The sequence below is a fragment of the Streptomyces sp. NPDC058872 genome (assembly GCF_042743065.1).
In the GTDB taxonomy this organism is placed as follows: domain Bacteria; phylum Actinomycetota; class Actinomycetes; order Streptomycetales; family Streptomycetaceae; genus Streptomyces.
On the sequence record NZ_JBHYMK010000033.1, the window covers coordinates 23,800 to 43,121 of the forward strand.

The window sequence follows — 19,322 nt, forward strand, 5'->3', positions numbered from 1 at the left end:
TCCTACCGAGCCGTACGCGTCGTCCGCGAAAGGGTTTGCCCGCGGCCCCGCGCGCTTCCCGCGGCCCGGGGCCCCCGTCGGCCCTTCATTCTCCGTCGGGCCCGCAGGCCTCCCCGTAGAAGTCGTGGTTCTCCTGGAGGGACTTCAGCAACCGGTCCCGTTCCGTCTCGTCGACCTGGACGGGAACCACTCCGGAGGCATCGGTGAGGCGCCGGAAACCGCCGCGGCTCTCCAGCCGGCCCACGACCCGGATCGGAAGCCCGACGAGGTGGGCGTGGCCGGCCGTGCGGTACGCCTCCTCGTCGAGGGCGACCCGGACGTGCGGGACTTCCGCACCGCCGAGCACCCGGAGCCGTACGACCCCTTCGCCGCGCGGCCCGGAGCGGCGCATGCGGACGACGGTTCCGGTGAGCCTGACCGGTACGGAGGGCTCGTCGGTCAGATAGCGGGCGCTCGCCTCCCGGAGCGCGGGCAGGTCGCCGGGCGAGAACTCGACCGGCTCGGGCCGGGCGGCACATCCCTCGGGGGCGCCGACGGCCGGGGCCCACTCCAGGGCGATGCGAGCACCCTCGGTGCCTCGGACGAGGGCCACCAGCGCCTCGGTGAACTCGCGGCTGACCCCCGCTTCGACGGCGGTGTCGAAGGCCTCCATGCCGCCGGTGGCCCGCTGGTAGTCGACGGCCTCGCGGGCGGCGTGGAGCGCGTGGTAGAGCCGGACCGTGACCGGACGCCCCGGCTCGACCGGCAGGAAGGCGGTGAGGCCGCGCCCGCCGGGGGCCGCGCCGACGACGACGGTCTCCAAGGACGCCTGGGCGGCGCGCCGGTGTCGGGACCCGTGGTAGCCGGCCCGACCGCGCACGGCGAGGGCACCGGCGAGGAGCAGTTGGCGGGCCGCGGACCTGAGCTGTTCCTGCACGGTCCAGGGAACGGTGCCGGTCGGGCCCGGGGGGACGTCGCGCCACCAGCGGATCTCGTCGCTGGGCACGGAGAGGCCGGTGAGGACCTCCCTCGCGGAGGGAGTGCCGCTGCGGGCGAGGGCGGTGAGCGCCTCGCCGAGCAGGTCCTCGCAGTCCGGGAAGGCGCGGCTCTCCGGGACGAGGAGGCTCGTGCCGGTGCCGGTGCCGGGCGGGGTCCAGCGGCTGTAGCGGCCCGCGGCGCCGCCGCGGCGCCGCCAGCCGTGGCGGGCGAGGAGGGCACCGAGGACCCGCGGGTCGACCCTGCCCGGGTCGGGCGGGCCCTGGGCGTCGGCCCAGGGCCCCGTCGGCGGGGCGGGAACGCCGGTCCAGGGTCCGGGGGTCTCACCGGGTGCGGGATGGGGCCGGTAGGGCGGGGGGACGGAACCGCGCCCGGCCCCGTCCCCCCCGTCCCCGAACCCGGGGTCGTCGATCGGTCGGTGCATCAAGGTCTCCCTCCCACGCCGACCCGGGTCATGATCTCGCAGAGTGCCCGGTCGTCGAAGATCCGTGTCGTCGGGACCCGCACGGTGGTGCGGCGCCGTCCCGTGACCGGGTGTCCGGCCAGGTTGATCCAGTAGCAGCAGTGCCGCAGGTCGAGCCGGTCGTGGCCCGCCCTCAGCCAGTCCTCCGGTGCCCTCGGGACGAGCATCACCACCAGGATCTTGTGCACCGACACCGGTGTCCGGGCGAGCTTCACCAGGTGGTCGTTGTCGAGGGTGAAGGAGAACGCGCTGCCCGGCGGGCGCGGCGGTATCTGGTAGGTGCACTTGAGCTGCACCTTGATGGTCACTTCGTCGTCGACGGTGTGCCCGGGAGCGCTGTGGCTCACGTGCCAGTCGATCCCGTTGTCCGGAAAGGGCTGGGACAGCGAGCAGCCGGCCGCGGCGGCGACGGCGTGCAGGTATCCCACCTGAAGGGTCTCCATGCAGGCGGTGGTGGCGAGTGAGCCGCGCGTCGGTACCGCCCGCTGGGGCGGCAGCCCTCCCGACTCGGGCTGGGCGAGCGCCATGTCTTCTTCCTTCCCCGTCCCTTGTGTTGTGACCGGTCCGCGTACGGCGCAAACAGTCCGGGTATCACCGTTTCGGGCAGGGGGTTGGCCATCTGCCGCACACGTGCAGGGAGTTCGGGGATGACGATGCACTGGTACGAAGGGCCCCTGGCCGCTTTCGACACGGAGACCACGGGAGTTGACGTCGAGGAGGACCGGATCGTCTCGGCCGCCCTCGTCGTCCAGGACGCGGAAGGGGCACGCCCGCGGGTGACGCGCTGGCTGGTCAATCCCGGCGTGCCCGTGCCGGAAGGGGCGACGGCGATCCACGGCCTGACGGACGACCACCTCCAGCGGAACGGCCGGTGGCCGGCTCCGGTGATGGAGGAGGTGGGGCGGGCGCTGGCCGAACAGTCCGCGGCGGGACGGCCGTTGGTGGTGATGAATGCCCCGTTCGACCTCACGATGCTGGACCGCGAACTGCGCCGGCACCGGGCGTCAACGCTGGCGAACTACACGGCGGCCAGTCCCTTGTGCGTGCTCGATCCGCGGGTCCTGGACAAGCACCTGGACCGCTACCGGAAGGGCCGCAGGACGCTGACGGACCTCTGCGCCCACTACGAGGTGGAGCTGACGGGCGCGCACGATGCGGCGGCGGACGCAACGGCGGCGCTGGACGTCGTACGGGCGGTGGCGCGGCGCTTCTCGACCCGGCTCGAACGGCTGACGCCGGCGGAGCTCCACACGCTCCAGGCGGTCTGGCACGCGGCACAGGCACGGGGGCTCCAGGCCTGGTTCACCCGGCAGGGGACGCCGGAGACGGTGGACCCGGCATGGCCGCTCCGGCCGGAGTTGCGCACCGCGGCGTGACCGCTCGGGAGCGGGGAACGGCACCGGTCGTGTCGCGCCGTCACATGACAGAGGCCAGTCCGCCTTGCGGCGGACCGGCCTCTCCCGGTGGGCGATACTGGGATCGAACCAGTGACCCCTTCGGTGTGAACGAAGTGCTCTCCCGCTGAGCTAATCGCCCGGGAACGGGTTGAACCATACAGGCCTTCGCGCCCTTCCTTCAAACCGCGCGCAGGCGGGCGGCGAGCCCGCGACGCCCGGCACGCATCATCAGGGCGTGGTTGGCGCGGAAGGGGAGCCGTCCGGGAACGGCGAGGACCCGCAGGAGCCGGGCCCGGACCTCGACCTCCTGCTCGTACAGCGCGCGGGTACCGCCCCCGTCCGGAACGAGGGTCCAACGGGCCCAGCCCTCCAGGTCACCGCCGAGGCCGACTTCCAGGACGCGGGTCACCGGGTCGCGGCGCAGGGCCCGTGCGGTGACCAGGAGGTCATAGGGGAGCACCGAGCGGAAGCGGGCCGCTCCGGTGGTGTCGTCGAGGGGAACGACCTCCCGGACCTGGGGCCACCACCCGGGGTACTCCTCGACGCGTTCGAGCACGGCGTAGACGGCATCGGGCGGGGCGGGGAGCCGCCAGACGCAGCGGAAGCGGTACCGGCACCAGTCCATGCCCCCAGTGTGGGCGTACTCAGGCGGGAATCTGAGTACCGGGACGCATTCCCGCCCGCTGTGTCCGGCGCCACACTCCGGGTATGGACAACTCCCTGCCGCCCGCCGACGAGCTGGCGCTCGTCGACCGCGAGCTGGCTCGACTCGACGCGCGTCGTTCCCAGTTGCTGGCCCGTCGCGCCTGGCTGATCCGGGTGCTGTACGCGCCGGGCCCGACGGCGGACCCGTCGAAGCAACAACCGGCGACGGCGGACTCGACGCCCAGGAGCGCGCAGAACGTGCTCCTGGTGCTCGGCGGCACCCTGCTGACCATCGCGGCGGTCGCCTTCACCCTGGTGAGCTGGGGCTCGATGGGGATCGGTGCCCGTGCAACGGTCCTGGCCGCGGTGACGACCGCGGCCCTCGCGGCACCGGTGGCGCTGTTGCGCAGGGAGCTGGTGTCGACGGCCGAGTCGGTGGCGGCGCTCGGCCTGGTGCTGATGGTGCTCGACGCGTACGCGCTGCACCGAGTGGCACTGCCCGGGACGGACGGCCCGGGGTACGCGGCGGCCGCCGCGACGGTCCTCGCGGGCGCGTGGACGGCGTACGGCTCTGCGCTGCCCCGGCTGCGGCTGCCGCTCCCGTCGGCCGTGGTCGCGGCGCAGCTACCGCTGCCGCTGGGCGTGCTCGCGGCCGGCGGCGGTCCGACGGCCGTCGCCTGGGCGGCGCTCCTCACCGCGACGGCGGACGCGGCGGCGGTCCTGTGGGCCCGACCGGCCGCGGTGCGGGTCACTGCGGCCACCGTCGGCACGCCCCTGGGCGGCTGGGCCCTGCTGGAGGGCGGGCGGCTCTCCCTCGTCTCCCCCGGGAGCGGCGCGCTGCTCCTCCTCGCAGGGGCGGTGGTGGCGCTGTGCGCGGCGTGGCGCGTCCCCGCCGTCACCGTGGCCTTCTCGGTGGTCGCGGGCCTGGCCGTCCTGGCCGCCTTCGGCGGCCTCCTGCGCACGGCGCTCCCCGCCGACTGGTGGGTCCCGGGTTACGCGTCCTGCGCGCTGGCACTGGCGCTGCTGTGGCGCCCCACGGACCCGGCGGGCGAGGACTCCGGTACGGGGAGGGCGGATCACGGCGCACCGGGGACGGACCGACCCGGCGGCGACCGGGGAACGGCCACCGGGGCCCTGCGGCGACTCCCGGGGGGCCTCCGGACCGGGCTGGCCGGGGCCGGGGCCGCGGTGGCGGCGCTCGGCGTCGCATGGGCGCTGCCGCCGGTGGCGGCCGGGGCGCTCGGACCGGTGGTCCGCAGGACGGAGGCCTGGTCGGGCGAGCACGGCGCTCCCCTCCTGGACCCGTACCCGTCGACCGCGGTCCTGGTGCTGGCGGCTGCGGCCGCTTCCCTGGCGGTCCTCCCCCGGCTCTGGGCACGCTGCGGGTCCCTCTGCCTGGCGTGGGCGCTCCTCACGGCCCTGCCGGTCTCCCTCGGCCTCCCGTACCCGGCGACGCTCGCCCTCCAGGTGCTCACCACCGCGGCGGCCCTGTGGTGCGCGGTCGTCCCGGCCCCCCTGACACGCGGCCTGCACGCCGCCGGGTCACCGGCGGTGCGGGCCGGCGCTCCCGCACCGGCCCGGCCGCGGGGGCAAGCACCCGTGGTGCGGCCCGGAACCGCTCTCGGGTGGGGCGCCTTCGCCGTCGGCCTGGCGTCCGCCGTGGATGCGGTCGCCCTGGCCCTGGACGTCCGGACGGCCACCTTCCTCGTGCTCGGCGCGGTGTTCGCACTGTTCTCGGGGGTCGCGGTGCTCGGCGCGGACGCCCGCCGGGGGGCGTCCGCCGCCACGGCGGTGCTCGCGGCGGCCGGAACGGTGTCCGCGGTGGCGGCTGCCGGCGGATTCGAGGACCACTGGACGGCGCTCGCCCTGCTGCTGGTGCCGGCGGGGACCGCCGCAGTCGCCTCCAGGGCCCCGCGACCGGTGGGCCTGCCCGCCGAGGTCGCCGGCGCGGCCGTCGGGGTGCTCGCCCTCGGTATCACCGCCCCTCGTCCCGCCTTCCTGGCGCTCGCACTCGCCCTCTGCGGAGTGATCGCGTCGGCGACGGCACTACGACCGGAGCGGCGCCGGTCGGCCTCCTGGACGGCCGCCGTGCTGTTCCTCCTGGCCGCATGGGTGCGGCTCGCCGTCTGGGACGTGACGGCTCCGGAGGCGTACGCGCTCCCGGTGACCGTGCCGGCACTGGTCGTCGGACTCTCGCGGCGGCGGCGGGACCCCGCGGCCTCCTCGTGGACGGCGTACGGCCCCGGCCTCGCGGTGACGCTGGTCCCGAGCCTCCTGGCGGCCTGGACGGACCAGGGGTGGGTCCGGCCGCTGGTCCTGGGGGTGGCGGCGCTCGCGGTGACGCTGCTCGGCGCCCGGTTCCGGCTGCAGGCTCTGCTGGTGCTGGGCGGTGCGGTGCTCGCCCTGGACGGCTTGCACGAGCTGGCACCGTACGTGGTGCAGGTGGTGGGCGCGCTTCCGCGCTGGCTCCCGCCGGCCCTGGCGGGCCTGCTGCTGCTCGCGACGGGCGCCACCTACGAACAGCGGCTGCGGGACGCCAAGGGGCTGCGGGAGCGGCTGATGCGGATGCGGTGATGCGCCGAAGGCCCGGAGACGTTGTTCCGTCTCCGGGCCTTCGATCCGGGTGGTGGGCGATACTGGGTTCGAACCAGTGACCCCTTCGGTGTGAACGAAGTGCTCTCCCACTGAGCTAATCGCCCGGGCGCACGGCAAACATTACCCCATGTCAGCGGGGGTACCGAACCACCCGCGGATCACTCGTCGATCTTCCACGGCATGACGAAGCCGAACTTCCACAGGTAGACGCCGAGCAGGACGGCGACGATCACCAGACCGGTGACGGTGAGGATGATGTTGCGGCGGCGGACCTTGGGGTCGAGGGCCCGCTGCGCAGCCTCGGTGACCTTGCGCTTGGTCCAGCGCAGCACGAGCTGCGCCCAGACGAACTCGGTCGCCCAGATCGCCATGCCGGCGAAGATGACCAGCCAGCCGGGACCGGGGAGCGGCAGCATCACCACTCCGGCGCCGACCACGGCCAGTCCGACGATGAAGACGCCGACCTGCCAGCTCAGGTGCAGCCCCCTGCGCGACTTGATGAACTCCGGCGCGCGGGATCCCAGTTCGGCCTCCTGACCGCCTGCGGACTCCCCCGTACGCTCGTCACTCTCCGCATTCATGCCGCCCAACCTACCGGACGGCGGGGCCCTACCGGAACGGCGGCATTACCCCAGGTCACACGCATCCATACGAGCGACCTGAACACCCACAAAAACGACAGAGGGGTTTACAACGGCACCGGAGGTGGCATGTCGATTTCGCCGACGTGCGAATCCCCGAGCGCACACTGAGCGAAAGGCCCTGGCGCTTATGAACACCACGGTCAGCTGCGAGCTGCACCTGCGCCTCGTTGTGTCGAGCGAGTCCTCACTGCCTGTACCCGCGGGCCTGCGGTATGACACGGCCGATCCGTATGCCGTGCACGCCACCTTCCACACCGGAGCCGAAGAGACGGTCGAATGGGTTTTCGCCCGCGACCTTCTCGCCGAGGGGCTGCACCGGCCCACCGGCACGGGCGACGTCCGCGTCTGGCCGTCCCGCAGTCACGGTCAGGGAGTCGTCTGCATCGCTTTGAGCTCTCCCGAGGGAGAAGCCCTGCTCGAGGCCCCGGCGAGGGCCCTGGAGTCGTTCCTCAAGAGGACCGACGCCGCCGTGCCACCGGGCACCGAGCACCGGCACTTCGATCTCGATACGGAGCTCTCCCACATCCTGGCCGACAGCTGAGCCAGGTCGATCACCGCACGGCGCCGTCCGACTCGGGGAGACGGCGCCGCGCGGTCAACCACACAGGCACGAGATCCGACGCCCACTCCCGCGCAGCCAGCGCGGTGGTGGGCGTCGGTGCGCTTTTCCGGGGCGCGCTAGAGTCAGCGCCATTCCGCGGGCACCCGCCCGCGGCCGGCCAGGGAGCGAATCGTGCTGATCCCTCACGACACCCGGATCGCCCTCGACACCGTCGTCGATCTGATGAACACCGCACCTCAGGGCGACCGCGACGACGCGCTCGCGGACGTACTCGAACTCCATGCGTTCCTGCGCACACACAAGGTCAGCGGCGTGGGGGCACTCGGCCCCGACGACCTACGCGCCGTGCACGAGGTGCGCGAGAAGTTCGCCGCCGTCTTCTCCGCCCCCGAGGCGCGGATCGCCGCCCCGCTGATCAACCAGCTGGTGGCGGGCGCGGGCACCACCCCCCAGCTCACCGACCACGACGGCTACGACTGGCACGTGCACTACTTCGCACCGGGCGCCTCGGTGGCCGACCACCTCGCGGCCGACTGCGGCATGGCCCTCGCCTTCATCGTCGTGGCGGGCGAGCAGGAGCGGCTGCGGCGTTGCGAAGCACCGGACTGCGGCAGGGCCTTCGTGGACCTCTCGCGCAACCGCTCGCGCCGTTACTGCGACAGCCGCACCTGCGGCAACCGGCTCCACGTGGCTGCGTACCGGGCCCGCCGCAAGGAAGCGGCGGGCTGACCCCTCTCCCGGGGTCACAGCAGGAAGAGATCGTGTACGGCGGCGACCAGGAGTAGGCAGCCGATCACCCCGAGGAAAATCATCAGCGGCGGTTGGGAGAGCGCGAACAGGCAACCGCGGGGCTCTTCGGCAGGGGTGTCAGTGGTGGCGGGGACGGGCTCCCGCGAGGTATCCAGCATCTCGAAGGGATGATGGCGCACGCGGCACCCACGCATCCCGCAACACACCTCATCGCAGGGGCAGTTCACTCCTTCCCGTGGATCACCGAACGGGGACGGACACCCGAATCGTCAGAAGCGGTCAGATTCCGTGCTTCTTCAGAATCGCTTCGATGTCACTGAAGTCCTCACCGGCGGACCGGTCGGCGGCCTGCGGCTTCGCCGTCACGGCGCGCGCAGGTGCCGATGCGGCCGGGGCCACGGCTCCGGGAGCGGCCCCTCCGACGCCCTGGGGACGGCCGGCCCTGCGCCGCTCCACGGCCCGGGTGGACAGGAACAGCAACCAGGCGGCGCCGAGCACGCCGAAGCCCGCCCAGGCCACCGGACTGAACGCCGTGTCGGCGATCCAGTCGACGGCGCCGGTCATCACCAGGCCGAGCGGCACCAGGGCGTAGGCGGCGATCCGGGCGGCGGTCAGGAAGCGCTTCCGGTACGCCGAGATCGCGGCGATGCCCAGGCCCGCCGCGGACGCCGCGGAACAGATGGTCTCGGCAAGCATGCGGTCCTCCAGGTGCCGGACGATACGTCCCTTCCATCCTGCACCGCCGGGGCCGCCCGGGGCCATGCCCCACCACCGGTCTCAGGGAGATCTCCGGGTCGCCCCCACCGGGGCTCCTCCTCCAGCCCCAGTGGGAGACTGCTGACATGAACGACTCCACCACCACCCCCTCCCCGGCCGTCGTCCTGGAGGCGTGGTTCGACCTCCAGTGCCCCGACTGCTTCCGGGCCCTCGGCGACGTCCGTGCGCTGCGGGAGAAGTACGGCGATCGGCTCGACGTCCAGCTGCGACACTTCCCGCTGGCCAAGCACAAGCACGCGTACGCCGCCGCCCAGGCCGTCGAGGAGGCGGTCGAACAGGGCAAGGGGTGGCCGTACGCGGAGGCCCTGCTGGCACGGACGGCCGAGCTCGGCGAGCGGGGCGAACCGCTCCTCCTGGAAGTGGCAACGGAACTCGGCCTGGACGCAGAGGAGTTCGACACCGCCCTGATCGACGGTCGGCACCTGCTGACCGTGGACGCCGACGAGGCCGAGGGCAAGGCCATCAAGGTCACCGGCACTCCGACCTATGTCATCGGCGGCGAGCGACTGGACGGCGGGCAGAGCCAGGAGGGGCTGCGGGAGCGGATCGAGCAGATCGCCGACCGCCTCCTCGGCGGGGCCTGAGCGACCGCGGCAGCCTGGTGAAGGGGTCAGCGCCGAGGCCGACACCTCCCCGCGGGGCGGCCCCTACAAGAGGGGCTTCGCGCTGTTGATGCACGTCGTCCGGTAGCCGAGCGACTCGTAGAGCCGGATGGCCGGGGTGTTGTTTGCGAACACGTGCAGTGCGACGAGCCGCTCCCCGGCGTCCAGGGCCATGTGCTCGGCGAGCAGCATGAGCGCCCTGCCGTACCCCTTGCCGCGCTCCCCCTCCACGACCTCGACCTCGAAGACGAAGGCCGTGCCGGCCCCCGGATCGCGCTCCATCCGGCCCACCCACAGATGGCCCACCACCCGTCCGTCGCGCAGACCGACGACAACCGTCACGCCCGGGGTGGCCAGGCCCTGCGGGAGGAACCGGCGGCGGCCGTCCTCCGCCTTGGCGAGCGCCTGCTCCTCCGGGACGCCCCGGTCGATCCAGCTCTGTGCGAAGGCGGCGCGGGACCTGGCCGACCACTCCTCGAACTCCGGCTCCGTGACCGGCCGGTGCGCGAAGCCCTCCGGCAGGGCGGGCGGCGCCGCCGGCAGTTCCTTGGCCATGTTCCGACTGCGCTCGGTGTAGCCGAGCGAGCGGGCCAACCGCAGCGCGGCCTCGGCGTCCGCGGGCACCGAGACCTGCACCTCACCGCACCCCCAGCTCCGCAGCACCTCCTCGGAGGCGAGCGCGGCCACGGTGCCCCGGCCCCGACCGCGATCCGGCTCCTCGACCCGGAGGCGTTCGATCAGGCCCGATGCGGCCCCGAAGGCCGGGTCGGTGGCCACGTGGACGGAGCCGACCCGGCGGCTGTTGACGCAGATGTCGTAGGTGCGGGAACGGCCGCCGTCGGCGGACTGCTGAAGCGGCTCGGACGGCCGCAGGGTGGTGGTCATCCCCCGTGTTCTACCCACCCCGCGCCGGTACGTCATCCGGATTCAACCGAGCTCCGGTTCCCGGTTCGCCGCTGCGCGCTCGTCGAAGACGCGCATCGCCTTGGCGGTCACGGGGCCGGGGGCACCCGTGAGCGCGCGGCCGTCGACCCGGTGCACGGCCTGGACGTCCCGGAGGGTCGAGGTCAGGAAGACCTCGTCGGCGCCCTCCAGCACCTCGAACGGCAGCTCGACCTCCTCCGCGCCGGTCCACTGCACGGCGAGGGCCCGGGTGATGCCCGCGAGGCAGCCGGAAGAGACGGGCGGGGTGAGGATCCGACCGTCGACCACGACGAAGATGTTGGAGCCGGTGCCCTCGCAGAGCTGCCCCGTCGTGTTGGCGAAGAGCGCCTCGGAGGCACCGGCCTCCCTTGCCCTGGCGAGGGCCATGACGTTCTCGGCGTACGAGGTGGTCTTGAGGCCCGTGAGGGCTCCGCGCTCGTTGCGGGTCCAGGGGACGGTGATCACGGCCGTGGTGTCCGGGCGCCGCCCCGTCTCGCCGAGGGCGACGACCAGGCTGGTTCCGGCGTCACCGCGTTCGGAGCCCAGCGGGGAGAGCCCTCCGGTGTACGTGATGCGGAGTCGACCGAGCTCCATCGGATTGGCCTCGAGGACCGCGGCGCAGGCGCGGCGGACCTCGTCGAGATCGGGTTCGGGCAGGCCGAGGCCGAGGGCGGAGCGGGCGAGCCGTTCCAGGTGGAGCGTGAGAGCAAACGTTTCTCCACGCTCCGCCTTGACCGTCTCGAAGACGCCGTCACCGACGGTCAGTCCGTGGTCCAGGACGGATACCGTTGCGGCCTCCGCATCGCGCAGCCCACCGTTGACCCAGAGTTTCATCGAGGAGTGGCCCTTTCGCTCGCCCCACGGGCGTCCGACTCGTAGGCGCCCGACGCTATCGCGACCAGCCGGTCCGCCTTCAGCTCGGTCTCCTCCCACTCGCGTTCCGGGTCGGAGCCCCAGGTGATCCCGGCCCCCGTCCCGAAGCGGAGCACCCCCTCGGGACGGTCGATCCAGAAGGTGCGGATGCCGACGGCGAGCTCCGCGGTGCGCGCATCGGCGTCGACCCAGCCGATGCCCCCGCAGTAGGGGCCCCTGGGTGCGGCCTCCAGGGCCTCGATGATCCGCAGTGCACTGGATTTGGGCGCGCCGGTGACGGAGCCCGGCGGGAAGGTGGCGGCGAGCAGTTCGGGCCAACCGGCGTCCTCGCGGAGCACCCCCGTCACGGTGGAGACCAGGTGGACGAGGCCGGGGTGCTCCTCGACCGCGCAGAGGTCGGGGACCGCGACCGAACCGGTCGCGCTGACCCGCCCCAGGTCGTTGCGGACCAGGTCGACGATCATCACGTTCTCCGCGTGGTCCTTGGGCAGGAGGTCCGCCACGGTGCGTCCGGTGCCCTTGATGGGCCCCGAAGCGATCCGCGTGCCCGTGCGGCGCAGGTAGAGCTCGGGAGAGGCGGTGGCGATCTCCACCCCGTGGGCGGGCAGGCGGATCGTTCCGGCATAGGGAGCGGGGTTCCCCCGGGCGAGGAGGGCGGTGAGTGCGTCCACATCAGCGGTGCCCGGATCCGGCAAGGGGGCGGTCAGCACCCGGCAGAGGTTCGCCTGGTAGACCTCGCCGCGCGCGATGTGCTCGCGCACCCGCCGGACACCCGCGGTGTACGCGGCGCGGTCGAGCGAGGACACCCAGTCACCGGCCGCGGGACCGCGCCAGGCACCCGGGACGGGCGCGGGGACCGGATCGGGCCGGACGTCCCCGAAGCGCGCGCAGGTGAGGCGCCCTTCGAAGTCCGCGCAGACGGCCCAGAAGCCTGCGGAGTCCAGCGCCTCGGGGTCGTGGGTGACGTCCCGGAGGTCGGTCGCGACGAGGCCGCCGAAGCGGGCCAGGGGAGCAAGGTCGTACACGCGTCGAGTCTAGGTCCGCCGGGGCGCGGGCACGGGTCGTGCACGGAGGAACGCCGGAACCCGTGGCGCCACGGAAGGGAGTGGGAGATCGGACGGTGCGCCCGGCGGGGCTCCCCGCACCTCCGGGAACACGGTGAGTGAACGCCGCACGAACCCTCCGTGGAGACCCACCGGGCGCACCGAAGGGCGCGCAGGTCAGCACGCTGCGGAAACGCGTTTTTGTACTGGCCCAGGAATCCGCTAGAGTTCAACACGTCGCCGGGACGCGCAAGCGGATCGGAAACGACAAGCGGACGTGGCTCAGTTGGTAGAGCATCACCTTGCCAAGGTGAGGGTCGCGAGTTCGAATCTCGTCGTCCGCTCGATGTGGGGGATCTTCCCGAACCCCCGTATTCACTCCTGGTGGAGTGGCCGAGAGGCGAGGCAACGGCCTGCAAAGCCGTCTACACGGGTTCAAATCCCGTCTCCACCTCCAAGGACGATTAGCTCAGCGGGAGAGCGCTTCCCTGACACGGAAGAGGTCACTGGTTCAATCCCAGTATCGTCCACTGGATCTTCGGATCCCCGCGCGATTAGCTCAGCGGGAGAGCGCTTCCCTGACACGGAAGAGGTCACTGGTTCAATCCCAGTATCGCGCACCACGATCCACACACCCTCGGGTGTCCCCGCGCGATTAGCTCAGCGGGAGAGCGCTTCCCTGACACGGAAGAGGTCACTGGTTCAATCCCAGTATCGCGCACCACGATCCATACACCCTCGGGTGTCCCCGCGCGATTAGCTCAGCGGGAGAGCGCTTCCCTGACACGGAAGAGGTCACTGGTTCAATCCCAGTATCGCGCACCATGTGGAAGGGCCCCCGGCCGCAACTCGCGGCCGGGGGCCCTTCCGTCTCCGGTCAGGACGAGAAGAGCATCCTGCCGAAGCCCCGCTGACGGTAGTGGTGGCCGCCGTGGTGCCCCTTGTGGGGGGCGCCCCAGGAAGGAGCGGGCGGGGCGGGCTGTGCCGGGTAGGCCGGCGGTGCGGGCGGGACCTGCTGGCCCCACTGGGACTCCAGGCGGGTCAGAGCCTCCAGCTCGCCGTAGTCCAGGAATATGCCCCGGCAGCCGCTGCACTGCTCGATCTGGACGCCGTTGCGGTTGTACGTGTGCATGGCCGCATGGCACTTGGGACACTGCATGCTCGGCTCAACTCCCTGACATCGCCGTGTGAATGGTGGCCTCACCTTACGTGGACGCCGAAAGGGCCTACCCGGTTCGACGGGCGGCGATGCGGGCGCAGGTGTCGATCATCACTTGCTCGACCTCGTCCAACGGCCGCCCTTCGGTCGTGGACTTGACGAGGGCCAGGGCGGCGGTCTGGACGGTCAGGGCCCGGGCGGGCACGTCGAGCCGGTCCCATGGGTCGGTGCCCACCGCGGGACCGCCCGCCCCCTGGTAGGCCCCGAGGAACCGGGACCAGACCTCAGGGGGAAGGATGCCGGCCGCGAACCAGGCGGCGGGCCGGGCCAGGTCCCAAGCCGGGTCTCCGAGACCTACGTCGTCGACGTCGATGAGCCGCCAGGGCGCTTCGGGCCACGAGCGGACGTCGCGCACCAGTTGGCCGAGGTGGAAGTCGCCGTGGCAGAGGAGCCGGGGAGTCAACGTCGGGCGGTCCGGCACCGTCCGCCAGGCGTTCAGGACCAGGGAGGCCGCCGGGTGGCGCGGGGCCGTCCGGCGCATCCGGTCCACGGCGAGGGCCGCCTTCGCCGGTGCCCGCATCTCCGGGAGCCGATCGGCGTGGTCGCGCGGCGGCGGGGTGCGGTGGAGCAGGGCGAGCAGTCGCGCCGCCGCCTCCCACGGTGCGGCGTCCGGGTCCTCGGGGTCGACGGGCGGTCCGTACGGCCAGAGGGTCACCGGCCGACCGGCCAGGTCCCCGGAGCCCGACCGCGGCGAAGGCAGCGGGGGCAGGAAGACCCCGGCGACGTCCGGGTGGGCGGCCAGCGCGAACCGCGCCCGGTGGGCCCCGGGGTCGGTGTCGGGCGCGTGCGCCTTGGCGACGAGCGCGCCGTGCCGGACGACGCTCCCGTCGTCCCGGTCGGCCAGCACCCCGACGAGACCGCGCGCACAGCGGCAGGACGCGCCTGCGGGGTGCGCGGCGGTGTGCGCGAGGGCGGCAAGGCCGTCGAGGAGGCCTTGGCCGGGGGGCGGGGAGGGGGCGGCCTGGGGCGTCGGGGGTGCGGGGTCCACGCCGGGAGCGTACGGGGTGGGAGCCGGTCCCCTCGACGGTGACCTCCGGGAACGCGCGAAGGCCGGTCAGCTCCCCAGCTGACCGGCCTCGCGCTGTCGTCCGCCGCACCCCCGTCCCCACGGGGCTGATGGTCGGATGTCCCGACCCGGGCCGCTCTCCCGGGCCGGGGGCGCCGCTCAGCGCCCCAGCATCACGCCCACGGACGACGCCTGTGTGACCACCGCGTCCCAGCCGCCGAAGACGACCACGAGCAGGGTCGCGAGAGGGAGGACCATGGCGATGGCCACCAGGGGGTGACGTCGGCTCGAAGGCCGGGTGGTCGTCCTCGGTGCCGTGTGGGCCATGGGTCCTCTCCTGCCGTGTTCCGGAGCGGCGGGTGCGTGATCTCGGGGGACGAGTGCTGCACCCGCCGCTTGACCTCAAGACTAGGAAGCGGCGGGCATCGAGACGTCATGCCCGCGTACCGACTTCCTGGCCTCCCGGAGGATGACGTCCACCCGCACCGTGTACTCCCCTGGGTGGAGAGGGGGGACCCGGAACCCGGGGTCTTCCCGGAGGGGCACCTGGAGAGGCACCCGGAGCCGGCCCGGGGGCGTGACTTCGCTCACTCCCCCGGGCCCCTCGTCTGTGGCCGGGCCGCGGGGGCGGGGGACCCCCTCGCCGGAGCGCCGGACCCCTTCCGCGGCTTCCCGTCAAGTGGGTTTCGGTGAAAGGGGTTTGGTGCGCCCGCGGGTCACCGGGACGACTTCCGCGTCCCCCTCGGTACTGACAATCGATGCGGTGCGAGGGCGCGGCCTATGAGCGCGTGCGGGCGCCACTACGTAAGCTGTGCCACGTCGAACGGACGAGGGGACGGACATGGCGATGATGCGGCTCCGGCGCGAGGATCCGCGGATCGTCGGGTCGTTCCGGCTCCACCGCAGGCTGGGGGCCGGCGGTATGGGCGTCGTGTACCTGGGGTCCGATCGGCGCGGACAGCGGGTGGCGCTGAAGGTGATCCGGCCCGATCTGGCCGAGGACCAGGAGTTCCGCTCCCGGTTCGCGCGCGAGGTGTCCGCGGCCCGGAGGATCCGCGGCGGCTGCACCGCCCGTCTCGTCGCCGCCGACCTCGAGGCCGACCGCCCCTGGTTCGCCACCCAGTACGTGCCCGGCCCCTCACTGCACGACCGGGTGGCCGAGGAGGGTCCCCTGCGCGCGGCCGACGTCGCCTCGATCGGGGCGGCGCTCTCGGAGGGTCTCGTCGCCGTCCACGAGGCCGGCGTGGTGCACCGGGACCTGAAGCCCTCGAACATCCTGCTCTCCCCCAAGGGCCCCCGCATCATCGACTTCGGCATCGCCTGGGCCACCGGGGCCAGCACCCTGACCCACGTGGGCACGGCCGTCGGTTCCCCCGGCTTCCTCGCACCGGAGCAGGTGCGCGGTGCGGCCGTCACCCCGGCCACCGACGTGTTCTCGCTCGGGGCCACCTTGGCGTACGCGGCGATGGCCGACTCCCCCTTCGGGCACGGCAGTTCCGAGGTCATGCTCTACCGGGTCGTGCACGAGGAGCCGCAGCTGCACGGAGTGCCGGACGCGCTGGCACCGCTGATTCGGGCCTGCCTCGCCAAGGACCCGGAGGACCGGCCCAGCACGCTGCAGCTGTCGATGCGGCTGAAGGAGATCGCTGCGCGCGAGGCGCAGGGGCTGCCGGCCTCGCGCCCGCCGGTGCAGCGGGAGCGGGTCGAGGAACGGCACGCCGTGCGGCCGACCGAGCGGTACACCGAGCGGGACGTGCCGGGCCGCGGCACGGAGCGCGGCACCGAGCGGGGTGCGGAGCGCGACCGCGGCCAGGGACGCGCAGCCGGTACGTCCGCACGCTCTTCGGCGGGGCCTCGGACCGCTGGGTCCCGGGGGCCGCAGTCCCGGTCCGGCACCCGCCCCGGGGTCCGTTCCACGTCCACGGGTCGCCGCCCCGCCAATCCCCGGCTGCTGCGGCAGCGGCTCTTCGTGTTCGTCGTGGTGACGCTCCTCGTGGCCCTCGGGATCGCCGCCGCCCAGGCCCTCCAGAACTAGCGGTCGGGGCCACGGCCGCCCCGGCCGTCGGGGCCTCGGAGGACCGTGGGGCGAAGCGCCTCCGGCGGACGCCCTCCGCCGTGGGACGTGCGCCTTCGGGGCGGAGGGTTACGGCCCGCCCTCGTCGCGGAACGTCGGGGACGCCGGCGGTACGGTCCGGGGCGGACGGGGACGTCGTCGGACGGTCCGGGCGGACGGGGACGCCCGGACAGCCTGCTCTCCGACCCGCTCCGGACGGTGCGGACCGTACCGCCGGCGTCAGACGGCTCGGGAGCGAATGGCGTAGAAGGCCACCGCCGAGGCGGCCGCTACGTTGAGGGAGTCGACGCCCGCATCCATCGGAATGCGAACGTGCTCGTCGGCCGCTGCGAGGGCCTCGGGGGTGAGGCCGTCGCCTTCCGTGCCGAAGACCAGTGCGAGCTTGTCGTACTTCCGCGCACCCAGCTCGTCCAGGGTGATCGCCCGGTCGCTCAGGCAGAGCGCGGCGACCGTGAAGCCCGCGGTGCGCAGGAGCTCGGCGTCCTTCGGCCAGGACTCCAGACGGGTCCACGGCACCTGGAAGACGGCGCCCATCGAGACCTTCACGGACCTGCGGTAGAGGGGATCGGCACAGCGGGGGGTGAGGAGGACCGCATCGATGCCCAGGGCAGCGGCGTTCCGGAAGGCCGCCCCCATGTTCGCGTGGTCGACGATGTCCTCGAACACGGCGACGCGGCGGACCGGGCGCCCCGCCCGTGGGTCCGAAGGCGGCTGCGCACCGGTGTCGGTGGGGGCGGCGGTCACCGCGCGGCGGCCGCCGAGCAGCAGGTCGCCCGCGGTCGGGAGCGGTTTGCGCTGCATCGAGGCCAGGGCGCCCCGGTGCACGTGGTAGCCGGTCACGCGTTCGGCGAGGTCCGGCTGGACCGCGTACACCGGTGCCGGCACCTCGTCGATGACGTCCCGCATGACGTCCACCCACTTGGCGGAGAGCAGCATCGACCGCATCTCGTACCCTGCGTGTCTGGCGCGGCGGATGACCTTCTCGCCCTCCGCGATGAACAGGCCCTCGGCCGGCTCGCGCCTACGGCGCAGTTCGACGTCGGTCAGGCCGGTGTAGTCGTGCAGGCGCGGGTCGTCGGGGTCGTCGATCGTGATGAGTTCGGCCACGGGGTGATACTGCCTTGTCGGGGGTGCGGTGCCAATGCGTGCGAGGGGGTGGAGCGGCTCGCCGCCCCGCCCCCGGTTACCTGACGAGCTTGTCGGGGCCCTCGGTGACGACCTCGCCGATGACGATGACCGCCGGCGGGCGCACCTCCTGCGCCCTGACGGTCTCCGCGACCGTCGCGAGCGTCGCGTCCACCCGGCGCTGGGCCGCCGTGGTGCCCTCCTGGACGAGCGCCAGGGGGGTGTCGGGCGACTTGCCGTGGGCGATGAGCGCCTCGGCGATCTTCCCGATCTTGTCGACGCCCATGAGGACCACGAGCGAGCCGGTCAGCTTCGCCAGGGAAGCCCAGTCGACCAGCGAGCGCGGATCGTCCGGAGCGACGTGGCCGCTCACCACCGTGAACTCGTGGGCCACCCCGCGGTGCGTGACCGGGATGCCGGCCGCTCCGGGGACCGAGATCGAACTGGAGATGCCCGGGACCACCGTGCAGGCAATGCCCTCGGCGGCCAGCGCCTGGGCCTCCTCCATCCCACGGCCGAAGACGAACGGGTCGCCCCCCTTCAGCCGGACGACGGACTTGCCCGCCTTCGCGTGCTCGATCAGCGCGTTGTTGATGGCCTCCTGGGCCATGAACCGGCCGTACGGAATCTTCGCCGCGTCGATGACCTCGACGTGCGGGGGCAGCTCGTCCAGGAGGTCGCGCGGACCGAGCCGGTCCGCGATCACCACGTCGGCCTCCGCGAGCAGTCGGCGGCCACGGACCGTGATCAGGTCCGGGTCGCCCGGGCCGCCGCCCACCAGGGCGACGAAGGGGGTGCGGGAGCGATGTGCCGGCGCGGCGATCGAACCGTCGCGCAGCCCCTCGACGATCGCGTCGCGCACGGCGGCCGAGCGACGCGGGTCGTGGCCGGTGAGCACGGCCACCGTGACGCCCGCGTCCCGACCCGTTGCCGGGGTCCAGGCGGTCGCCGCCTCGGCATCGTCCGAGCGCACGCACCAGGTGCGGGTCCGCTCGGCCTCGGCGGAGGCAGCGGCGTTCGCCGCCGGGTCGCTGGTCGCGACCAACACGTACCAGGCGTCGGCCAGGTCTCCGTCCTCGTACCTCCGCTTGAGCCAGGTGATCTCGCCGGTCTCCGCCATCACGTCGACGGAGGGGGTCGCGGAGGGGGAGATCAGCGTGATCTCGGCGCCGGCAGCGATCAGGGCCGGGAGGCGGCGCTGGGCGACCTGTCCGCCGCCGAGGACGACGACGCGGCGGCCGGCGAGACGCAGTCCGACGGGGTAGGCAGGGTGCTCGGCGTTCTGTGCCATGGGCGGGCGGCTCCTCGGAAAGCGGGCGGTGTGGGCGAGGGGGCCGCTGCGGCGATGGAGCGGCTCGTACACGGTCGTGCGCGTTCGTACACCGTCACGATATCGGTGACCTGGGGTTTGCTGAGTGTGAGGGATCTCCCCCGGTGGATCGGGGCCCTCTCCGTGGTGATCCCTCCGGAACGTCCCGCCGCAGCGCCCGCGGCGCCCGACACGGCAGTCGCCCGTCCCGCCCGCGGCACGCCCGTCGTTCCGCGTCCGGCCCGTCGGGGGGGCCCCCCCCCCCCCGGGGGGGGGGGCCCCCCCGCGGGGGCGTGGGCGGGGCGGCCCGCCCCGGGCCCCGGGGCCCCCCCCGGCCCG

20 protein-coding genes and 8 tRNA genes are annotated in these 19,322 nt (G+C 73.3%); 12 read left to right on the forward strand and 16 right to left on the reverse strand.

Features of this window, described 5'->3' with window-relative positions:
• Positions 1–85 precede the first annotated feature (85 nt).
• Positions 86–1,399 (reverse strand): hypothetical protein, encoded by a 1,314-nt coding sequence (locus ACFW22_RS21335; protein WP_386406905.1) that lies wholly within the window; start codon positions 1,397–1,399, stop codon positions 86–88.
• The gene (locus tag ACFW22_RS21340; protein ID WP_386406908.1) at positions 1,399–1,965 is read right to left on the reverse strand and encodes a DUF4365 domain-containing protein; all 567 of its coding nucleotides are present in this window, start codon (positions 1,963–1,965) and stop codon (positions 1,399–1,401) included. Before ACFW22_RS21340 ends, ACFW22_RS21335 begins: the two co-directional genes overlap by 1 nt.
• Before the next feature lie 120 nt (positions 1,966–2,085).
• Here ACFW22_RS21340 and ACFW22_RS21345 point away from each other — a divergent pair, with 120 nt between their 5' ends.
• Positions 2,086–2,814, forward strand: a complete 729-nt coding sequence (locus tag ACFW22_RS21345; RefSeq protein WP_386406911.1) for a 3'-5' exonuclease — start codon at positions 2,086–2,088, stop codon at positions 2,812–2,814.
• Positions 2,815–2,902: 88 nt separating this feature from the next.
• Here ACFW22_RS21345 and ACFW22_RS21350 read toward each other — a convergent pair.
• Both ACFW22_RS21350 and ACFW22_RS21355 read right to left on the reverse strand, forming a co-directional pair.
• Positions 2,903–2,974 (reverse strand) — tRNA-Val (locus ACFW22_RS21350).
• Between the two features lie 39 nt (positions 2,975–3,013).
• The gene (locus ACFW22_RS21355; protein ID WP_386406914.1) at positions 3,014–3,460 is read right to left on the reverse strand and encodes an SRPBCC family protein; all 447 of its coding nucleotides are present in this window, start codon (positions 3,458–3,460) and stop codon (positions 3,014–3,016) included.
• Between the two features lie 83 nt (positions 3,461–3,543).
• On the opposite strand from ACFW22_RS21355, the gene ACFW22_RS21360 reads away from it, so the two are divergent.
• Positions 3,544–6,054: an SCO7613 C-terminal domain-containing membrane protein gene (locus ACFW22_RS21360; protein WP_386406917.1), complete on the forward strand. Its 2,511-nt coding sequence runs from the start codon at positions 3,544–3,546 to the stop codon at positions 6,052–6,054.
• Positions 6,055–6,104: 50 nt separating this feature from the next.
• On the opposite strand, the gene ACFW22_RS21365 is transcribed toward ACFW22_RS21360, so the two are convergent.
• Both ACFW22_RS21365 and ACFW22_RS21370 read right to left on the reverse strand, forming a co-directional pair.
• Positions 6,105–6,179, reverse strand: a tRNA-Val gene (locus ACFW22_RS21365).
• Between the two features lie 54 nt (positions 6,180–6,233).
• Positions 6,234–6,656 (reverse strand): TIGR02611 family protein, encoded by a 423-nt coding sequence (locus tag ACFW22_RS21370; protein WP_386406920.1) that lies wholly within the window; start codon positions 6,654–6,656, stop codon positions 6,234–6,236.
• 190 nt (positions 6,657–6,846) lie between these two features.
• On the opposite strand from ACFW22_RS21370, the gene ACFW22_RS21375 reads away from it, so the two are divergent.
• Positions 6,847–7,260: an SsgA family sporulation/cell division regulator gene (locus ACFW22_RS21375; protein WP_015032345.1), complete on the forward strand. Its 414-nt coding sequence runs from the start codon at positions 6,847–6,849 to the stop codon at positions 7,258–7,260.
• 192 nt (positions 7,261–7,452) lie between these two features.
• Positions 7,453–8,010, forward strand: coding sequence for a CGNR zinc finger domain-containing protein (locus ACFW22_RS21380; RefSeq protein WP_386406923.1), 558 nt, complete (start codon positions 7,453–7,455; stop codon positions 8,008–8,010).
• A gap of 14 nt (positions 8,011–8,024) precedes the next feature.
• Here ACFW22_RS21380 and ACFW22_RS21385 read toward each other — a convergent pair whose 3' ends face one another.
• Both ACFW22_RS21385 and ACFW22_RS21390 read right to left on the reverse strand, forming a co-directional pair.
• Complete coding sequence (locus ACFW22_RS21385) at positions 8,025–8,189, reverse strand: hypothetical protein (protein ID WP_386406926.1); 165 nt, start codon at positions 8,187–8,189, stop codon at positions 8,025–8,027.
• 121 nt (positions 8,190–8,310) lie between these two features.
• Entirely contained in the window at positions 8,311–8,727 is a 417-nt protein-coding gene (locus tag ACFW22_RS21390; RefSeq protein WP_386406929.1) for a hypothetical protein, read from the reverse strand.
• 146 nt (positions 8,728–8,873) lie between these two features.
• Here ACFW22_RS21390 and ACFW22_RS21395 point away from each other — a divergent pair, with 146 nt between their 5' ends.
• Positions 8,874–9,392, forward strand: a complete 519-nt coding sequence (locus ACFW22_RS21395) for a DsbA family protein (RefSeq protein WP_386406932.1) — start codon at positions 8,874–8,876, stop codon at positions 9,390–9,392.
• Between the two features lie 63 nt (positions 9,393–9,455).
• Here the strand turns inward: ACFW22_RS21395 and ACFW22_RS21400 are convergent, their stop codons facing one another.
• The 3 genes from ACFW22_RS21400 to ACFW22_RS21410 are packed head-to-tail and all read right to left on the reverse strand — an operon-like array spanning position 9,456 to position 12,232.
• Positions 9,456–10,295 carry a GNAT family N-acetyltransferase gene (locus tag ACFW22_RS21400; protein WP_386406935.1) on the reverse strand — a complete coding sequence of 280 codons (840 nt, stop codon included), beginning with the start codon at positions 10,293–10,295 and terminating at the stop codon, positions 9,456–9,458.
• Positions 10,296–10,337: 42 nt separating this feature from the next.
• The gene (locus ACFW22_RS21405) at positions 10,338–11,168 is read right to left on the reverse strand and encodes an aminotransferase class IV (RefSeq protein ID WP_386406937.1); all 831 of its coding nucleotides are present in this window, start codon (positions 11,166–11,168) and stop codon (positions 10,338–10,340) included.
• Complete coding sequence (locus ACFW22_RS21410) at positions 11,165–12,232, reverse strand: chorismate-binding protein (protein WP_386406940.1); 1,068 nt, start codon at positions 12,230–12,232, stop codon at positions 11,165–11,167. Before ACFW22_RS21410 ends, ACFW22_RS21405 begins: the two co-directional genes overlap by 4 nt.
• A gap of 289 nt (positions 12,233–12,521) precedes the next feature.
• Here ACFW22_RS21410 and ACFW22_RS21415 point away from each other — a divergent pair.
• The 6 genes from ACFW22_RS21415 (at position 12,522) to ACFW22_RS21440 (ending at position 13,075) form a co-directional block, all read left to right on the forward strand.
• Positions 12,522–12,594: transfer RNA gene (locus ACFW22_RS21415), tRNA-Gly, on the forward strand.
• Positions 12,595–12,633: 39 nt separating this feature from the next.
• Positions 12,634–12,707: transfer RNA gene (locus ACFW22_RS21420), tRNA-Cys, on the forward strand.
• Position 12,708: 1 nt separating this feature from the next.
• Positions 12,709–12,780: transfer RNA gene (locus ACFW22_RS21425), tRNA-Val, on the forward strand.
• 18 nt (positions 12,781–12,798) lie between these two features.
• Positions 12,799–12,873, forward strand: a tRNA-Val gene (locus ACFW22_RS21430).
• Between the two features lie 26 nt (positions 12,874–12,899).
• A tRNA-Val gene (locus tag ACFW22_RS21435) sits at positions 12,900–12,974 on the forward strand.
• Positions 12,975–13,000: 26 nt separating this feature from the next.
• Positions 13,001–13,075, forward strand: a tRNA-Val gene (locus ACFW22_RS21440).
• 52 nt (positions 13,076–13,127) lie between these two features.
• Here the strand turns inward: ACFW22_RS21440 and ACFW22_RS21445 are convergent.
• The 3 genes from ACFW22_RS21445 to ACFW22_RS21455 form a co-directional block, all read right to left on the reverse strand.
• The gene (locus ACFW22_RS21445; RefSeq protein WP_386406943.1) at positions 13,128–13,409 is read right to left on the reverse strand and encodes a zf-TFIIB domain-containing protein; all 282 of its coding nucleotides are present in this window, start codon (positions 13,407–13,409) and stop codon (positions 13,128–13,130) included.
• Between the two features lie 67 nt (positions 13,410–13,476).
• A complete protein-coding gene (locus ACFW22_RS21450; RefSeq protein ID WP_386406946.1) occupies positions 13,477–14,457 on the reverse strand; it encodes a phosphotransferase family protein in 981 nt (326 codons plus the stop codon).
• A 177-nt stretch (positions 14,458–14,634) separates the two neighbouring features.
• Positions 14,635–14,802 (reverse strand): hypothetical protein, encoded by a 168-nt coding sequence (locus tag ACFW22_RS21455; protein WP_384881576.1) that lies wholly within the window; start codon positions 14,800–14,802, stop codon positions 14,635–14,637.
• A 514-nt stretch (positions 14,803–15,316) separates the two neighbouring features.
• Between ACFW22_RS21455 and ACFW22_RS21460 the strand changes: the two genes are divergently transcribed.
• On the forward strand, positions 15,317–16,510 hold the full coding sequence (locus ACFW22_RS21460) for a serine/threonine-protein kinase (protein ID WP_386406949.1): 1,194 nt from the start codon (positions 15,317–15,319) through the stop codon (positions 16,508–16,510).
• Positions 16,511–16,768: 258 nt separating this feature from the next.
• Here ACFW22_RS21460 and ACFW22_RS21465 read toward each other — a convergent pair whose 3' ends face one another.
• Positions 16,769–17,656 (reverse strand): TrmH family RNA methyltransferase, encoded by an 888-nt coding sequence (locus ACFW22_RS21465; RefSeq protein ID WP_386406952.1) that lies wholly within the window; start codon positions 17,654–17,656, stop codon positions 16,769–16,771.
• Between the two features lie 76 nt (positions 17,657–17,732).
• Positions 17,733–18,965, reverse strand: a complete 1,233-nt coding sequence (cobA, locus tag ACFW22_RS21470; RefSeq protein WP_386406955.1) for a uroporphyrinogen-III C-methyltransferase — start codon at positions 18,963–18,965, stop codon at positions 17,733–17,735.
• Between the last annotated feature and the right edge of the window lie 357 nt (positions 18,966–19,322).

Coding starts and splice junctions, on each gene's coding strand:
- ACFW22_RS21405 (WP_386406937.1), bottom strand. CDS start 11,168: ATGAAACTCTGGGTCAACGGTGGGCTGCGCGATGCGGAGGCCGCAACG.
- ACFW22_RS21390 (WP_386406929.1), bottom strand. CDS start 8,727: ATGCTTGCCGAGACCATCTGTTCCGCGGCGTCCGCGGCGGGCCTGGGC.
- ACFW22_RS21455 (WP_384881576.1), bottom strand. CDS start 14,802: ATGGCCCACACGGCACCGAGGACGACCACCCGGCCTTCGAGCCGACGT.
- ACFW22_RS21345 (WP_386406911.1), top strand. CDS start 2,086: ATGACGATGCACTGGTACGAAGGGCCCCTGGCCGCTTTCGACACGGAG.
- ACFW22_RS21445 (WP_386406943.1), bottom strand. CDS start 13,409: ATGCAGTGTCCCAAGTGCCATGCGGCCATGCACACGTACAACCGCAAC.
- ACFW22_RS21460 (WP_386406949.1), top strand. CDS start 15,317: ATGGCGATGATGCGGCTCCGGCGCGAGGATCCGCGGATCGTCGGGTCG.
- cobA (WP_386406955.1), bottom strand. CDS start 18,965: ATGGCACAGAACGCCGAGCACCCTGCCTACCCCGTCGGACTGCGTCTC.
- ACFW22_RS21370 (WP_386406920.1), bottom strand. CDS start 6,656: ATGAATGCGGAGAGTGACGAGCGTACGGGGGAGTCCGCAGGCGGTCAG.
- ACFW22_RS21355 (WP_386406914.1), bottom strand. CDS start 3,460: ATGGACTGGTGCCGGTACCGCTTCCGCTGCGTCTGGCGGCTCCCCGCC.
- ACFW22_RS21340 (WP_386406908.1), bottom strand. CDS start 1,965: ATGGCGCTCGCCCAGCCCGAGTCGGGAGGGCTGCCGCCCCAGCGGGCG.
- ACFW22_RS21375 (WP_015032345.1), top strand. CDS start 6,847: ATGAACACCACGGTCAGCTGCGAGCTGCACCTGCGCCTCGTTGTGTCG.
- ACFW22_RS21400 (WP_386406935.1), bottom strand. CDS start 10,295: ATGACCACCACCCTGCGGCCGTCCGAGCCGCTTCAGCAGTCCGCCGAC.
- ACFW22_RS21335 (WP_386406905.1), bottom strand. CDS start 1,399: ATGCACCGACCGATCGACGACCCCGGGTTCGGGGACGGGGGGGACGGG.
- ACFW22_RS21395 (WP_386406932.1), top strand. CDS start 8,874: ATGAACGACTCCACCACCACCCCCTCCCCGGCCGTCGTCCTGGAGGCG.
- ACFW22_RS21385 (WP_386406926.1), bottom strand. CDS start 8,189: ATGCTGGATACCTCGCGGGAGCCCGTCCCCGCCACCACTGACACCCCT.
- ACFW22_RS21360 (WP_386406917.1), top strand. CDS start 3,544: ATGGACAACTCCCTGCCGCCCGCCGACGAGCTGGCGCTCGTCGACCGC.